The organism is Acinetobacter sp. YH12239, assembly GCF_013417635.1.
In the GTDB taxonomy this organism is placed as follows: domain Bacteria; phylum Pseudomonadota; class Gammaproteobacteria; order Pseudomonadales; family Moraxellaceae; genus Acinetobacter.
Genome location: NZ_VPDP01000001.1, coordinates 156,787 through 172,979 on the forward strand (window position 1 = coordinate 156,787; position 16,193 = coordinate 172,979).

Consider the following 16,193-nt stretch of genomic DNA (forward strand, 5'->3'; position numbering starts at 1 on the left):
TTAGTGAGTAGTCAAAAATTGTCAATTATACTTATGGATAAAAATGACGACCTAAAGTGACTGGTTCTAAACTCAGTTAATCAGTAGGAATTTATCTGCTTTTCACTAGCGCCGCCGTATAATAAGACAAATTCAACGGTAGTGGCATAAAAAAAAAGACAAAAACGTGCATATTTTGATGATTTGAACCAAGTAATGCTTGATTATTAATACCTTTTATCAATATGTTAAAAGGTTGTGAAAAGCGATTGTTTATAGAATTTGTCTGTTTTTTTAAGATGATAGACTGAATAAATAGAGTAACAATGACAATGAAATATTTTTTTTCACTTTATTTACTAATTGATTAAAAAGTGTCTAATTTATCATGTTTCATTACATTTTAAGTCATGAATTCAACATTGGAAAATCAAATTTATTCTATAATTAAGCTATAGGTGTTTATGATTTTAATCCTTTTTTACATTTGCAATTCCCCAATTGAATTAGATAAAAAAACAATGACAATGTGGTAAATATTCATTTTTCTAATTAGTTTTAAAAGTACAAATTATTTGAAAATGAATATAATTTAAGTTTTTGAAAAATAAAAATAAATATTCTGATGCTTAAAAAAATATATTTTTGTAGTGAGTTGTGCTTTAGTCTAATTATGATGAATCGTAAATTTGAATTCAATATCGTTAAATCAAAATAAATTGATATAAATATTAATAGCTTAGTGTCTGTACTTAAATGTACATATGATTTAACTATGAAGAGCTAGATGTAAATGATTCTTATTTAAAAATATTTTATGGTTGACGCTTGCTTTGTAGGTTTGTAATTTGAAATTGCACGTTTTATAATTCCGTGTCGTATAAAGGTTTAGACAATTTATTTGTCTAACAAATGCCAGCTTTCCTTCGAATTAATTCCAACAAACTCCGGATGGAGTTTTTAACTACAGGATGCCCGCTGTGAAAAGCAACAGACCTGTCAATTTGTCCATGGGTCAAGTTTTAGACGTAAACTTAAAATCCCCTGTGGCTATTGCATCTATTTTACACCGTCTTTCAGGTGTCATCGTATTTTTACTCGTACCAGTTCTTCTATGGATCTTAGACAAATCATTGTCTTCTCCTGAGGGCTTTGCACAAGTTCAAGCTATTTTTGATAGCTTTATCGTGCGCTTCATCGTATGGGTATTTGTCGCTGGCTTAATCTACCACTTCATCGCAGGTATCAAGCATTTGCTTGCTGATATGGGTATCGCTGAAGAGTTACAAAGTGGTCGTGTAGCAGCAACAATCGCATTAATTTTATCTGCAATTGGTATCGTTGCATCATTTGTATGGATCGTACTCTAATGAAAAGTGCTACTGGTTTAACGGGTTCAGGTTCTCGCGATTGGTTTATCCAGCGTGTAAGTGCTGTAGTTTTAGCTGTTTATACTGTTGTGGTGTTTGGTTGGATCCTTTGTAATGGTGGTTTCAACTTCGAACAGTGGTACGGCTTTATGATGACATTACCGATGAAGATTTTATCTTTATTGGCAGTCTTATCTCTTGTTGCACACGCATGGATTGGTATGTGGCAAGTATTCACTGACTATGTGACGACTCGTCAAATGGGTCCATCAGCATCAGGTTTACGCCTTGTACTGACTTCAGCAGTAATTATTGCTGTATTTGCATATGCGATCTGGGCAATCCAGATTTTTTGGGCGAATTGATAGGAAACAATCATGGGCGCTATAAACCCTAAAGAAGATTATACAAATATTCCACACGAAACTTTCGATGCTGTCATCGTTGGTGGTGGTGGTTCTGGTATGCGTGCTTCTTACCAACTTGCTCAAGCTGGTTTGAAAGTTGCGGTATTGACTAAAGTATTCCCAACGCGTTCTCACACTGTAGCTGCACAGGGTGGTATTGGTGCTTCTCTTGGTAACATGCAAGAAGATAACTGGCACTACCATTTCTATGACACAGTAAAAGGTTCTGACTGGTTAGGTGACCAAGACGCAATTGAGTTTATGACTCGTGAAGCGCCACAAGTTGTATATGAACTTGAACATCTAGGTATGCCATTTGACCGTAACGCTGACGGCACAATCTACCAACGTCCATTTGGTGGTCACTCTGCGAACTACGGTGAAAAAGCTGTTCCTCGTGCTTGTGCTGCTGCCGACCGTACAGGTCACGCACTTCTTCACACGCTTTATCAAAGCAACGTGAAAATGGGTACACAATTCTTCGTAGAATGGATCGCGCTTGATTTGATCCGTAACGAAGCAGGGGATGTGCTTGGTGTTACAGCAATTGACCAAGAAACAGGTAAAATTGCAGTATTCCAAGCGAAAGCAACATTGTTCGCAACGGGTGGTGCTGGTCGTGTTTACCGTGCATCTACAAACGCATATATCAACACTGGTGACGGTCTTGGTATGGCTGCTCGTGCAGGTATTCCATTACAAGATATGGAATTCTGGCAATTCCATCCAACGGGTGTTGCAGGCGCAGGTGTATTGTTAACTGAAGGTTGTCGTGGTGAAGGTGCAATCCTTCGTAATAAAGATGGTGAACCGTTCATGGAGCGTTATGCTCCAACTTTGAAAGACTTGGCACCACGTGACTTCGTATCACGCTCTATGGACCAAGAGATCAAAGAAGGCCGTGGTTGTGGTCCTAAAGGTGATTATATCCTTCTTGATATGACGCACTTGGGTGCTGATACGATTATGAAACGCCTTCCATCTGTATTTGAGATTGGTAAGAAGTTCGCGAACGTTGATATCACAAAAGAGCCAATTCCTGTTGTCCCAACAATCCATTATCAAATGGGTGGTATTCCAACTAACATTCATGGTCAAGTTGTTGTTCCTGAGTCGCCTGAAACTACTCCGCTAGAAGCACATTACGACAAAGACAGTGATACTTATTCTACCAATGCTGCGGATCGCAATTTCACTAAACCAGTGAAAGGTTTCTATGCGATTGGGGAATGTTCATGTGTGTCTGTACACGGTGCTAACCGTTTAGGTACAAACTCATTGCTTGACTTAGTTGTATTTGGTAAAGCTGCTGGCGAACATATCATTGACTATGTGACTAAGCATCATGGTGATGAATATGCGCCGCTTCCAACAACTGTGCTTCAGCAAACTGTTGAGCGTATCCGTCGCTTAGATGAGTCAACTTCAGGTGAAAACGCGCAAGAAGTTGCTGATGCAATTCGTGATATCGTTCAAGACCATGCAGGTGTATTCCGTACAACTGAACTTCTTGAAAAAGGTGTGAAAGAGATTCTTGCACTTGAGCCTCGTATCCGTAATATCCACTTAAAAGACAAATCAAAAGTATTTAATACTGCACGTATTGAAGCACTTGAAGTGGAAAACTTATACGAAGTTGCAAAAGCAACCTTAATCTCTGCTGCTGCACGTAAAGAATGTCGTGGTGCGCATACTGTTGTAGATTTTGAAGAATCTCCAGATCATCCAGCATATCCTTACGGCCGTCGTGATGATGAGTGGATGAAGCATACTTTATGGTTCTCTGCTGATAACCGTCTTGAGTACAAACCAGTACGTTACAAGCCTTTATCAGTTGATGCTATTCCACCTAAACCACGCACATTCTAATTGGGAGAAGTAAGATGAGTAGAGGTACTCGTACATTTAATATCTACCGCTACGATCCTGATAAGGATAAAGCACCGTACATGCAAACATTCAAGCTTGAGTTGACTGATAAGCACCGTATGTTGCTTGATGCGCTACTTGCATTGAAAGTTCAAGACGAAACTTTAACGTTCCGTCGTTCATGTCGTGAAGGTATTTGTGGTTCTGATGGTGTAAACATCAATGGTAAAAATGGTTTAGCGTGTCTTTGGAACCTAAACGATTTGCCAGAAGTAATTACTATTCGTCCATTACCAGGTCTTCCAGTAATCAAAGACTTGGTTGTAGACATGAATCAGTTCTATGATCAGTACGACAAAATTCAACCGTTCTTGATTAATAATCAACCTGCACCACCTAAAGAGCGTTTACAATCTCCAGAAGAGCGTGAGCATCTTGATGGTTTGTATGAATGTATTCTTTGTGCATGTTGTTCAACGTCTTGCCCATCATTCTGGTGGAACCCTGATAAATTCTTGGGTCCTTCAGCATTGTTGAATGCATATCGTTTCATTATTGATTCGCGTGATACTGCAACTCAAGACCGTTTGGCTCGTTTAGATGATCCTTTCAGTTTATTCCGTTGTAAAGGTATCATGAACTGTGTATCAGTATGCCCTAAAGGTCTAAATCCAACAAAAGCGATTGGTCACATTCGTAGCATGTTGTTAGATCAAGCTGGTTAATGCTGTTCCAAAAAAAAGCACACTTTGGTGTGCTTTTTTTTTAATCAAAACTTGGTGTTAAATTTTGTTTTCGAGATATTTTGGTTGAAGTGGTTAGATTTGCCCCAATCATAAAAAAATATGCACTTTAGGGATAAATGAAAACGTTTTGCATCTGCAAATATCTTTTTAAAATGTTAAGATATCGGTTTTATGATCCAAGTTGCATGTATTTAAATCTATAATTTTAGGCTTTAGTCTAATAATTATGAATTTTAATAGAATTTATCTAAATGCACCTTAATATTATCTCAATGGTTTATAGTTGTATTTAGCTAATTTATGAATGGTATGTGTCAATAAAATCAGTTTGAAGTGAAGTTCATGATAGGATTTGAACAAAATTTTTAGCATGAATATTATTCAATCTGTACATTAAATCAACATTTTGGTGGTTTGGTGTTAAGCTGAAAGCAGGGATAATGAAATTGAAAAGTTGTTTTAGAAAAGACTAATATTTTTAATTTTTTCTAAGTCAATTTGCAAAAATTGCTCGGTAATTTTATCGAGTATAAAGAAGAGTGATGATGCCAATGAGGGCGTTATGATTCGTCATTGGTATTAGAAACTCTCTAATGCTATACGCCCCATGGTCTTTTGTACCAGATGGGTGAATGTCAATTTACCGATTTGGCATTATCAATCATGGGCGAGCTTAGAAAGCTCCCTGTAATGTTTTGCAATAGGAAATGGGTCCACAAATGCAAGAAGTTGCTGACGCATTGCGTCTTGACACTGAACTTTCCGCTGACAGTGCAGCGTATATTGAAGAACTTTATGAGCAGTATTTAGTTGCTCCAGAATCAGTCGGTGCTGATTGGCAAGAATACTTTGGTAAGTTCCCAAAAGGGGATCAACCACACAGCAATGTACGTGAGCAATTCCTTTTATTGGGTCGTAACTCAAACCGTATTCAGCCTGTCGTTCAAAGTTCAGTTAGTTCTGAGCACGAGCGTCGTCAGATTGGCGTATTACAATTAATCGCTGCATACCGTAACCGCGGTCATCAAAAAGCAAAATTAGATCCATTAGGTTTGGCAAAACGAGAAGAAGTGCCTGATCTTGATCTAGCGGCTCATGGTTTAACCAAATCTGACTTAGATACTGTATTCAATACAGGTAATCTTGCAATTGGCAAAACTGAAGCAACTTTGGGTGAAATGGTCAATGCGATGGAGGCGACGTATTGCGCTTCTATCGGTGTTGAATATATGCACATTGTTGACACTAAAGAGAAACGTTGGATTCAACAACGTCTTGAAGGTGTGAAAGGCCAGTTTGGTTTTTCAGCAGAACAAAAGAAACATGTTCTTGAGCGTTTAACTGCAGCTGAAGGCTTAGAAAAATTCTTAGGCAACAAGTATGTTGGTGCTAAGCGCTTTGGTGTGGAAGGTGGAGAATCTTTCATTCCTATGGTTGATGCTGTTATTCAACGCGCAGGTTCTGTGGGATGTAAAGAAGTTGTGATCGGTATGCCACACCGTGGTCGTCTCAACTTGCTTGTCAATATCATGGGTAAAAACCCAGCAGATCTTTTCGGTGAATTTGAAGGTAAATCACTTCACAAGAAAGGTTCTGGTGACGTTAAGTATCACCAAGGTTTCTCGTCAAACGTAATGACTCCAGGTGGCGAAGTTCATTTGGCATTGGCATTTAACCCATCACACTTAGAAATCGTAGGGCCTGTAGTTGAAGGTTCAGTACGTGCTCGTCAAGTTCGTCGTAAAGACATTGGTGGTGATGACGTATTACCAGTAATCGTACATGGTGATGCTGCATTTGCTGGTCAAGGTGTGAACCAAGAAACCTTCCAAATGTCACAAACACGTGGTTATACGGTAGGTGGTACAGTTCATATTGTTGTCAATAACCAAGTTGGTTTTACAACATCAGATCCACGTGATGCACGTTCTACTGAATACTGTACTGATATCGCGAAAATGATTCAGGCACCAATCTTCCATGTGAATGGTGATGATCCTGAAGCTGTATTGTTTGTTGCTCAACTTGCACATGATTTCCGTCATACTTTCCGTAAAGACGTTGTTATCGATATGTTCTGTTACCGTCGTCGCGGTCACAATGAAGCAGATGAGCCAGCAGCAACTCAGCCAATGATGTATCAAGTCATTAATAAGAAAACGACGACTCGTGCGTTATATGCTGACAAATTAGTACAAGAAGGTGTAATTGATCGTGCGACTGCAGATCAGATGATCGAAGATTACCGTGCTGATTTAGAAGCAGGTAAACATGTTGCGAATGCACTTGTACTTGAACCGAATAAAAAAATGTTCGTTGACTGGACGCCATACTTAGGTCACGAATACACTGACGTTTGGGATACTACTTTCCCTGAAGAGCGTTTAAAAGAACTTGGTCGCAAAATGCGTGAGCTTCCTGAAGGCTTCGTGATGCAGCGTCAAGTTTCTAAGGTGATCGATGATCGTCTTAAAATGCAAACTGGTGAAATGCCATTGAACTGGGGTGCAGCTGAGACTCTAGCTTATGCTTCGTTATTGGACGAGGGTTATCTTGTTCGTTTAACTGGTGAAGATGTTGGTCGTGGTACATTCTCGCATCGTCATGCGAAGCTACATAACCAAGTTGACGGTTCGACGTATATTCCACTTTGTCATATTAAAGAAAATCAACCGCGTACAGCGATTTATGACTCATTATTGTCTGAAATGGCAGTATTGGCATTCGAATATGGTTATGCAACAACTCTACCTAAGAGCTTAATTATTTGGGAAGCACAATTTGGTGACTTCGCGAACTGTGCTCAAGTTGTTATTGACCAATTCATTGCTTCTGGTGAGACAAAGTGGGAGCGTGTTTGTGGTTTAACGATGCTTCTTCCACATGGTTTTGAAGGTCAAGGTCCAGAGCACTCATCTGCTCGTTTAGAGCGTTTCTTACAGCTATGTGCTGAAGAAAACATGCAAGTGATGACGCCTACAACTCCTGCACAGATTTTCCATGCTTTACGTCGTCAGGCGATTCGCCCAATTCGTAAACCAATGATTATCATGTCTCCAAAGTCATTATTACGTCATAAATTAGCGGTATCTAATCTTAATGAATTAGCGAACGGCACTTTCCAAACTGTGATTGATGAAGTTGATAACATTAATAAGTTGGATGTGACTCGTGTAGTGCTTTGCGGTGGTAAGGTTTATTACGATTTACTTGAAAAACGTCGTGAAAATGAATTGAACAACACTGCTATTGTTCGTGTTGAACAATTGTACCCATATCCAGAAGCACGTTTAGCGGAAGTACTTGCACAATATCCAAATTTGAAAGAGCTTGTTTGGGCGCAAGAAGAACCGAAGAACCAAGGCGCATGGTTATTCATCGCACCACGTTTGTACGAAGGTGTTATGAAGTCAGGTCAACAAATTCAAATCAGCTATGCAGGACGTGAAGCATCTGCTGCACCGGCTTGTGGCTCACCATATTTACATGCAAAACAACAAGCACAACTCGTTAACGAAGCGCTTGCGATCGTAGCAGAATAATCAGGAGAATCTTAAGAATGGCAACCGAAATTAAAGCACCGGTATTCCCAGAGTCAGTTGCAGACGGAACAATTGCAACTTGGCACAAACAACCAGGTGAAGCGGTATCACGTGATGAAGTGATCTGTGATATCGAAACGGATAAAGTTGTACTTGAAGTTGTTGCTCCTGCAGATGGTACGATTGCAAATATCATCAAAGGTGAAGGCGACACAGTTCTTTCTGATGAAGTAATTGCTACATTTGAAGCAGGTGCTGTTTCAGGTGCTTCTCAAACTCAAGCTGTTCAATCTGAAGAGAAAGTTGAGCAAGCTGCTGCTGCTACAGAAGCGGGTGCTGCTCCTGTTGTTGAACGTGCTCAAACTCCTGTTCAAGACCAAGCTCCAGCTGTTCGTAAGGCATTAACTGAAACTGGTATCAATGCATCAGAAGTTTCAGGTACAGGTCGTGGTGGCCGTATCACTAAAGAAGATGTGGCGAATCACCAATCTAAACCAGCTACTCCTGCTGCTGCACCATTAAGTGTAGCTGTAGGTGAGCGTATTGAAAAACGTGTTCCTATGACACGTCTTCGTAAGCGTGTGGCTGAGCGTTTACTTGCTGCAACGCAAGAAACAGCAATGTTAACGACGTTCAACGAAGTTAACATGAAGCCAATCATGGACATGCGAGCTCAGTACAAAGATGCTTTTGAAAAGCGTCATGGTGCTCGTTTAGGCTTTATGTCATTCTTTGTTAAAGCTGCAACTGAAGCACTTAAACGCTACCCAGCTGTAAATGCTTCAATTGATGGTGATGATATCGTTTATCACGGTTACTATGACATCGGTGTAGCGGTATCTTCTGACCGTGGTTTAGTCGTTCCAGTATTACGTGATACTGATCGCATGAACTATGCTGAAGTTGAAAATGGAATCCGTGATTACGCATTCAAAGCACGTGATGGTAAGCTCGGCATTGAAGACATGACAGGTGGTACATTCACGATTACTAATGGTGGTACTTTCGGTTCATTGCTTTCAACACCAATTTTAAATACGCCACAAACTGCAATTTTGGGTATGCACAAAATCCAAGAACGTCCAATGGCGGTAAATGGTCAAGTTGAAATCTTACCAATGATGTATTTAGCGCTTTCTTATGACCACCGTTTAATTGATGGTAAAGAAGCAGTAGGTTTCCTTGTAACAATCAAAGAATTGTTAGAAGAACCAGCTAAACTTATCCTTGATCTTTAATTCTAAAGAATAAATCCATGGGCTTAGAGCGATCCTCTAGGCCCATTTTTGGAGAGAAGAATGTCTCAACAATTTGATTTAGTAGTAATCGGCGGTGGTCCAGGTGGTTATGAAGCTGCTATTCGTGCAGCACAACTGGGTTTCAAAGTTGCGTGTATTGAAAAGCGTATTCATAAAGGAAAACCATCTTTAGGTGGTACTTGCTTGAACGTGGGTTGTATCCCATCTAAAGCACTTTTAGACTCTTCACATCGATATGAAGATACTGTTCATCATTTAGATGATCATGGTATTACAACGGGCGAAGTGAAATTCGATCTTCAAAAGTTACTTGCTCGTAAAGATAAAATCGTCAACCAACTTACAATGGGTATTGATGGCCTATTGAAAGGTAACGGTATTGAATGGTTGCAGGGTACAGGTAAATTATTAGCTGGTAAAAAAGTTGAGTTTGTTCCACATGAAGGTGAAACTCAAATTTTAGAACCTAAATATGTCATTCTTGCTTCTGGTTCTGTTCCTGTAAATATTCCTGTTGCTCCTGTAGATCAAGATCTTATCGTTGATTCTACTGGCGCGCTTGAATTCCAAGAAGTACCTAAGCGTTTAGGTGTAATTGGTGCAGGTGTAATTGGTCTTGAACTAGGATCAGTATGGCGTCGTTTGGGTGCAGAAGTTGTTGTTTTTGAAGCAATGGATGCATTTTTACCAATGGCTGATAAAGCTTTGGCAAAAGATTACCAAAAAGTATTAACGAAGCAAGGTCTTGATATTCGTGTTGGCGCAAAAGTAGCTGGTACAGAAATCAATGGTCGTGAAGTGACAGTTAAGTACACTCAAGGTGGCGAAGACAAAACTCAGACTTTCGACAAATTGATCGTTTGCGTGGGTCGTAAAGCGTATGCAGAAGGTTTATTAGCAGAAGATTCTGGCATTAAACTTACTGAACGTGGTTTGGTTGAAGTAAATGATTGGTGTGCAACTTCTGTTGAAGGTGTATATGCAATTGGTGACTTAGTACGTGGTCCAATGCTTGCACATAAAGCAATGGAAGAAGGCGTAATGGCTGTTGAACGTATTCATGGTCACGCAGCTCAAGTGAACTATGACACGATTATTTCTGTGATCTATACACACCCTGAAGCGGCGTGGGTTGGTTTAACAGAAGAACAAGCGAAAGAAAAAGGTCACGAAGTTAAAACAGGTCAATTTGGTTTCGCGGCGAATGGTCGTGCGATGGCAGCTGGAGAAAATGCTGGTTTCGTGAAATTTGTTGCTGACGCTAAAACGGATCGTTTGCTTGGTATGCACGTGATTGGACCTGCTGCGTCTGATATCGTTCACCAAGGTATGATCGCACTTGAATTTGTATCAAGCGTTGAAGATCTTCAATTAATGACATTTGGTCACCCAACATTCTCTGAAGTAGTTCATGAAGCTGCGTTAGCAGTAGATGGGCGAGCAATTCATGCGATTCAGCGTAAACGTAAATAACACAATAAAGAGCGGCTGAGGTCGCTCTTTTTGCATTTGGTGGTTGTTTTTGTTTGAATAATCATCTAAAACTAGAAGACTAAATTTAATAAATGCCAATATTTATTGCGAAGGAAGTTTAAATATTGGTGTGTCATAAAAAGTGAAAAGTAGTAAAAGGTAAAACAATGAATTTACACGAGTATCAGGCGAAATCGCTGTTAAAAAAATATGGTATGCCAGTTCAGGAAGGCATCATCGCTACAAATGCAGAGGAAGCAGTAAAAGCATTTGAACAGCTAGGCGGAAAATTCGCTGTTATGAAAGCACAAGTACATGCCGGTGGGCGTGGAAAAGCTGGCGGCGTTAAAGTCGTTAAGTCAGCTGATGAAGCAAAAGAATATGCTTCGCAAATTATTGGTACTCGTTTAGTTACATATCAAACGGATGCAAATGGGCAACCAGTTAACAGTGTACTCGTTGCAGAAGATGTCTATCCAGTTGAGCGTGAATTGTATTTAGGCGCAGTTGTTGATCGTTCATCTCGTCGTATTACTTTCATGGCTTCTACTGAAGGTGGTGTCGAAATTGAAAAAGTTGCTGAAGAAACTCCAGAAAAAATTATTAAAGTTGAAGTAGATCCATTGGTTGGCTTACTTCCATTCCAAGCTCGTAAAGTCGCTTTTGCTTTAGAGCTGAAAGATAAACAGATTAATCAATTTGTTAAAATTATGTCTGCAGCTTATCAAGCGTTCGTAGAAAATGATTTCGCATTGTTTGAAATTAATCCATTGTCAGTCCGTGAAAACGGTGAAATTTTGTGTGTCGATGCCAAAGTTGGTATTGATTCGAATGCTTTATATCGCTTGCCAGAAGTTTCTGCTTTAAGAGATAAATCGCAAGAAAATGAGCGTGAGCTTAAGGCATCTGAGTTTGACCTTAACTATGTTGCTTTAGAAGGTAATATTGGTTGTATGGTGAATGGTGCAGGCCTTGCGATGGCAACCATGGACATCATTAAACTCTATGGTGGTCAACCTGCAAACTTCTTGGATGTAGGTGGTGGCGCAACGAAAGAGCGTGTAATTGAAGCATTCAAGATCATTTTAGCGGATCAGTCAGTTCAAGGTGTGCTGATCAATATCTTCGGTGGTATTGTGCGTTGTGACATGATTGCTGAAGCAATTATTGCAGCGGTTCAAGAAGTAAATGTAACAGTGCCTGTTGTTGTTCGCTTAGAAGGGAATAATGCAGAACTAGGTGCAAAATTACTTGATGAATCTGGTCTTAAACTAATTTCTGCAAACGGCTTATCTGATGCCGCAGAAAAAATTGTTGCTGCAGTAAAAGCATAAGGAGTATCAATCATGAGCGTATTAATTAATAAAGACACTAAAGTATTGGTACAGGGCTTTACGGGTAAAAATGGTACATTCCACTCAGAACAAGCTTTGGCTTATGGTACTAAGGTTGTGGGCGGTGTGACTCCAGGTAAAGGCGGTCAAACTCATTTAAATCTACCTGTATTCAATACAATGAAAGATGCAGTGAAAGAGACTGGTGCTGATGCATCGGTCATTTACGTTCCTGCGCCATTTGTATTGGATTCTATCGTTGAAGCAGTTGACTCTGGCGTTGGACTGATTGTTGTTATCACTGAAGGTGTACCAACCATTGATATGCTGAAAGCGAAACGCTATCTAGAAACCAATGGAAATGGCACTCGCTTAGTGGGTCCAAACTGTCCAGGTGTTATCACGCCGGGTGAATGTAAGATTGGTATTATGCCAGGACATATTCATCAGCCAGGACGAATCGGTATTATTTCGCGTTCTGGTACGTTGACCTATGAAGCTGTTGCACAAACTACGAAGTTAGGATTAGGTCAATCAACGTGTATTGGTATTGGTGGAGATCCAATCCCTGGTATGAATCAGATTGATGCTTTGAAACTGTTCCAAGATGATCCAGACACAGATGCAATTATTATGATTGGTGAGATTGGTGGTACAGCTGAAGAAGAAGCGGCAGAATATATCCAATCAAATGTGACCAAACCTGTTGTTGGTTATATTGCTGGTGTGACTGCACCGAAAGGTAAGCGAATGGGTCATGCTGGTGCTATTATTTCAGGTGGTAAAGGAACGGCAGAAGAAAAATTCGCTGCGTTTGAACGTGCTGGAATGGCATATACACGTAGCCCAGCTGAACTTGGTTCAACGATGCTAGAAGTACTTAAAGAAAAAGGTCTAGCTTAATGCTTTAAGTAAAAAAGCCTCCTGAGTGGAGGCTTTTTTTCATGCATAATAATATGATATAGAAACGTAAAATTAATATGATTCAAAATTTAAAACTTTATTTACAAGCTTTGATGTTTTATTCAATTTCTGCTGTTCACGCGAATTCCTTGGATCATGATGAAAATACAAATGATCAAAATCTCATTTTTAATTTTTTTGAAGCTCAGCAAGAACTTCACTATGAGCCTGCCATAGAAGATTTAAATAGTGAACAGACGAAGATTGCAGAATTAAATGAGAAAGAATATTCGAGATTTGATGTATTGACGCATTCAATTTTTCAATCCGAACGTATTAAGTTTTTTAATTTCACAGCTTTTGATCGGAATGAATTGAAGAATAAACTTGATACAGGTCATTTTGACTTATCAAATCTGGAACAATTAAGCATTACGTTTGGATATGGTGTTGAGTATTTGCTGAAACAGAATCAAACGATAGGGTACGAGTTTTTATCCTCGTTTCCCTACGATCGAGGCAGATTGATTCGGATTTTTTGGAATCAGACGTTTTAAATGTCTAATCTATTTTTCGATAAAGGCCTGATTTAACTGTTCCAGCTTTGGTTTCTTTTATGAGGTGCCATGAAGAAGGTAGATTAAGTGATGACAATGGTTGATCGGCTTCGACATAAATAAATGCATCTGCTTTGAGTTTTGGGTCAATCAATGAAGCCAACTCCTCCCAAAGATTTAAACTATAGGGAGGATCTAAAAAAACTACATCGAATTGATTGTTTGAGAGTTGTTTTAGCGCGATTTGGGCAGTGCTTTGAATCAGTTTTGCATTATTCACATTTAAAAGCGCTAAGTTTGATTTTAAAAATTTATTTTGCTCTAAATTAGGTTCGATCATCGTGACATGAGCTGCCCCTCGAGATAGCGCTTCAAAACCTAATGCACCAGATCCAGCGCAAACATCTAGCACCTGCGCTTGTTGAATATCCCACATTAACCAATTAAATAAAGTTTCGCGTACACGATCTGGTGTTGGTCTTAAACCCTCAATAGGGGCAAAAGGTAATACACGGCGTTTCCATTCACCACCAATGATGCGGAGTTGATTTTTCATTTATTGACTCGTGTTACGTTGAGTGTCAGTGTTTGCATTCGTTGCATTCGTTGCATTCGTTGCATTCGTTGCATTCGTTGCATTCGTTGCATTCGTTGCATTCGTTGCATTCGTTGCATTCGTTGCATTCGTTGCACTGTTGCTGTTACGTGATGTTTGGAGTTCACGAGGAAGTGCATTTGGATCGGCTGACAAATTAGTAGATCCGCTAGGTAATTCACCAGGCTTAATGCCTGCTGTCATTAAGCCGCCGCTGACAACATGATTCATCGGTTTTATTGGCTTACGATCACGATGGAGTAACCAATAATCTAATACAGGACGTGCGAGCGCGGTTGCTCCTGAACCTCCACGACCATTTTCCCATATCACTGCAATCGCTATTTCTGGGTTGTCGGCAGGGGCGAAGCCTACAAATAAGCCGTGATCGAGTTGACGTTCAGTTAATAAAGCTTCGTTATACTTTTTACCTTGCGCAATACTCTTGACCTGAGCGGTACCTGTTTTACCCGCAATTTGATATTGCAGTCCACCACGAATCCCTTTACCTGTTCCAGATTGGATCACATCTACCATGGCATCACGCATCTTAATCCAATCTTCATCAGTACCATTGAAGGCAATTTTATAATCTGGTGCATTGTGGACTTTGAATTGCTTTGTTCCTTTGGTTTCACGCAATACATGCGGTGTAACATGGGCACCATGATTTGCGGTAATTGCAGTTGCCATCGCGAGTTGTAAAGGGGTAGAAGTGAATGCACCTTGCCCAATACTGACTGAGATTGTTTCACCTTTGAGCCATTTAGAATTGCGAGTACGCATTTTCCATTCTGGCGAAGGATACAAGCCTGTGCTTTCGCTAGGAAGGTCTACACCCGTTTTCTCACCAAATCCAAACTGACGCATCCATGTGTTCATACGATCAATCCCCATCTGGTAAGAAAGAACGTAATAGTAAGTATCACAAGAGACAACAATGGATTTATGCATATTGACTACACCATGCCCCGTTTTTTTCCAGTCGCGGAATTTGTGAGAGTCTCCTGGTAAGTGGAAATAACCTGGATCTGAAATAGCAGTTGACCAATCGACAATACCGTAGTGAATACCCCCTAATGCAGCCATAGGCTTAATGGTAGAACCTGGTGGATAAGTCCCTTGAACTGCTCGGTTATAAAGTGGTTGATCTAAATTGTCACGAAGTGCACTGTAGTCCGTATGACTGATACCGGTTACGAATAAATTTGGGTTGAAACTCGGACTTGAAACGAGCGCTAAAATTTCACCTGTACGTGGATCCATTGCAACAATTGCACCACGACGCCCCGCAAGTTGCTCAGCAGCTACGGTTTGGAGACCATAATCAAGTGATAAATAGAGGTCATTACCGCGTACAGAATCTTTACGCCCTAATTTCCGTAAGACATTACCGAAAGCATCTGTCTCAATAGACTCAAAGCCAGGTGAGCCATGCAACAGGTCTTCATAAAATTTTTCTACACCAATTTTACCGATCAGGTTTGTACCTGCGTAAGCATCTTTATCAATGCTTTTGAGTTCTTTGTCGTTAATACGACCGACATACCCAATAACATGGGCAAATAGTTCACCATGTGGGTAATAACGCGTCATTTGGGTTTCAATAGAAACACCAGGAAATTTAAACTTTACTTCGCTAAATTTGGCGATATCTGTTTCAGTTAAGTTTAGTTTAAGCGTTACACGTTCAGTCTTTTTTGCGGTTTTCACACGACTCATGAAGCGTTCGATGTCTTCTTCGCTCAAGTCAATAATCTTTCTAAGGCGTTCTACCGTATCTTCAATATCATGCACATCCGCTTTACTTAATGTAGCCGTAAAAACTGGATAATTGTCAGCCAGTAGAATGCCGTTACGATCAAAAATATAACCGCGTGCAGGGGAAATCGGTTGTAAACGAATTCGGTTTTTGTCCGATGCATTTTTAAACTGGTCGTAATGCACAATTTGCAGATACGCATATCGAGACAATAGAACAAGTAAAAAAAAGATTACCACGCAAATAGCAAAAACCACTCGACTGCGAAAAATTCGCTTTTCTTGTTGTACATTCTTCAGTGGGAACTGCTGCTTCATAGATCTTTACTTTTTTGCGGGTAAAAGCTGACTTTATATCAAAGTATTTTAACTCAGATTGACTATAAAATTTGAAAAAT

General features: G+C 39.9%; 12 protein-coding genes. 10 read left to right on the top strand and 2 right to left on the bottom strand.

Annotation, left to right across the window (positions count from 1 at the left end; translation table 11 throughout):
• Positions 1-950 precede the first annotated feature (950 nt).
• From sdhC to FTV17_RS00805, 10 genes are all read left to right on the top strand, one after another.
• On the top strand, positions 951-1,349 hold the full coding sequence (gene sdhC / locus FTV17_RS00760; RefSeq protein WP_179997761.1) for a succinate dehydrogenase, cytochrome b556 subunit: 399 nt from the start codon (positions 951-953) through the stop codon (positions 1,347-1,349).
• Positions 1,349-1,714 (top strand): succinate dehydrogenase, hydrophobic membrane anchor protein, encoded by a 366-nt coding sequence (gene sdhD, locus FTV17_RS00765; protein WP_035268511.1) that lies wholly within the window; start codon positions 1,349-1,351, stop codon positions 1,712-1,714. Before sdhC ends, sdhD begins: the two co-directional genes overlap by 1 nt.
• A 12-nt stretch (positions 1,715-1,726) precedes the next feature.
• Positions 1,727-3,625 carry a succinate dehydrogenase flavoprotein subunit gene (sdhA, locus tag FTV17_RS00770; RefSeq protein WP_179997762.1) on the top strand — a complete coding sequence of 633 codons (1,899 nt, stop codon included), beginning with the start codon at positions 1,727-1,729 and terminating at the stop codon, positions 3,623-3,625.
• A gap of 14 nt (positions 3,626-3,639) precedes the next feature.
• Positions 3,640-4,350: a succinate dehydrogenase iron-sulfur subunit gene (locus FTV17_RS00775; protein WP_035268507.1), complete on the top strand. Its 711-nt coding sequence runs from the start codon at positions 3,640-3,642 to the stop codon at positions 4,348-4,350.
• A 740-nt stretch (positions 4,351-5,090) separates the two neighbouring features.
• Positions 5,091-7,913, top strand: coding sequence for a 2-oxoglutarate dehydrogenase E1 component (locus FTV17_RS00780; protein ID WP_179997763.1), 2,823 nt, complete (start codon positions 5,091-5,093; stop codon positions 7,911-7,913).
• 17 nt (positions 7,914-7,930) lie between these two features.
• On the top strand, positions 7,931-9,151 hold the full coding sequence (odhB, locus tag FTV17_RS00785; RefSeq protein WP_179997764.1) for a 2-oxoglutarate dehydrogenase complex dihydrolipoyllysine-residue succinyltransferase: 1,221 nt from the start codon (positions 7,931-7,933) through the stop codon (positions 9,149-9,151).
• Between the two features lie 60 nt (positions 9,152-9,211).
• Complete coding sequence (lpdA, locus tag FTV17_RS00790) at positions 9,212-10,645, top strand: dihydrolipoyl dehydrogenase (protein WP_035268502.1); 1,434 nt, start codon at positions 9,212-9,214, stop codon at positions 10,643-10,645.
• 167 nt (positions 10,646-10,812) lie between these two features.
• The gene (gene sucC / locus FTV17_RS00795; RefSeq protein WP_179997765.1) at positions 10,813-11,979 is read left to right on the top strand and encodes an ADP-forming succinate--CoA ligase subunit beta; all 1,167 of its coding nucleotides are present in this window, start codon (positions 10,813-10,815) and stop codon (positions 11,977-11,979) included.
• Between the two features lie 12 nt (positions 11,980-11,991).
• Positions 11,992-12,882, top strand: a complete 891-nt coding sequence (gene sucD / locus FTV17_RS00800; RefSeq protein WP_035268498.1) for a succinate--CoA ligase subunit alpha — start codon at positions 11,992-11,994, stop codon at positions 12,880-12,882.
• A gap of 149 nt (positions 12,883-13,031) precedes the next feature.
• Positions 13,032-13,439, top strand: a complete 408-nt coding sequence (locus FTV17_RS00805; protein WP_179997766.1) for a hypothetical protein — start codon at positions 13,032-13,034, stop codon at positions 13,437-13,439.
• Between the two features lie 4 nt (positions 13,440-13,443).
• Here the strand turns inward: FTV17_RS00805 and rsmD are convergent, their stop codons facing one another.
• Both rsmD and mrdA read right to left on the bottom strand, forming a co-directional pair.
• Entirely contained in the window at positions 13,444-13,995 is a 552-nt protein-coding gene (gene rsmD / locus FTV17_RS00810) for a 16S rRNA (guanine(966)-N(2))-methyltransferase RsmD (protein WP_179997767.1), read from the bottom strand.
• Positions 13,996-16,113 (bottom strand): penicillin-binding protein 2, encoded by a 2,118-nt coding sequence (gene mrdA / locus FTV17_RS00815; RefSeq protein ID WP_179997768.1) that lies wholly within the window; start codon positions 16,111-16,113, stop codon positions 13,996-13,998. It abuts the gene before it with no gap.
• Between the last annotated feature and the right edge of the window lie 80 nt (positions 16,114-16,193).

Bases quoted from the DNA above. Each gene is read 5' to 3' on its own strand.
- lpdA (WP_035268502.1), top strand. From the start codon at position 9,212: ATGTCTCAACAATTTGATTTAGTAGTAATCGGCGGTGGTCCAGGTGGT.
- sucD (WP_035268498.1), top strand. From the start codon at position 11,992: ATGAGCGTATTAATTAATAAAGACACTAAAGTATTGGTACAGGGCTTT.
- FTV17_RS00780 (WP_179997763.1), top strand. From the start codon at position 5,091: ATGCAAGAAGTTGCTGACGCATTGCGTCTTGACACTGAACTTTCCGCT.
- mrdA (WP_179997768.1), bottom strand. From the start codon at position 16,113: ATGAAGCAGCAGTTCCCACTGAAGAATGTACAACAAGAAAAGCGAATT.
- sdhA (WP_179997762.1), top strand. From the start codon at position 1,727: ATGGGCGCTATAAACCCTAAAGAAGATTATACAAATATTCCACACGAA.
- odhB (WP_179997764.1), top strand. From the start codon at position 7,931: ATGGCAACCGAAATTAAAGCACCGGTATTCCCAGAGTCAGTTGCAGAC.
- rsmD (WP_179997767.1), bottom strand. From the start codon at position 13,995: ATGAAAAATCAACTCCGCATCATTGGTGGTGAATGGAAACGCCGTGTA.
- FTV17_RS00775 (WP_035268507.1), top strand. From the start codon at position 3,640: ATGAGTAGAGGTACTCGTACATTTAATATCTACCGCTACGATCCTGAT.
- sdhC (WP_179997761.1), top strand. From the start codon at position 951: ATGCCCGCTGTGAAAAGCAACAGACCTGTCAATTTGTCCATGGGTCAA.
- sdhD (WP_035268511.1), top strand. From the start codon at position 1,349: ATGAAAAGTGCTACTGGTTTAACGGGTTCAGGTTCTCGCGATTGGTTT.
- sucC (WP_179997765.1), top strand. From the start codon at position 10,813: ATGAATTTACACGAGTATCAGGCGAAATCGCTGTTAAAAAAATATGGT.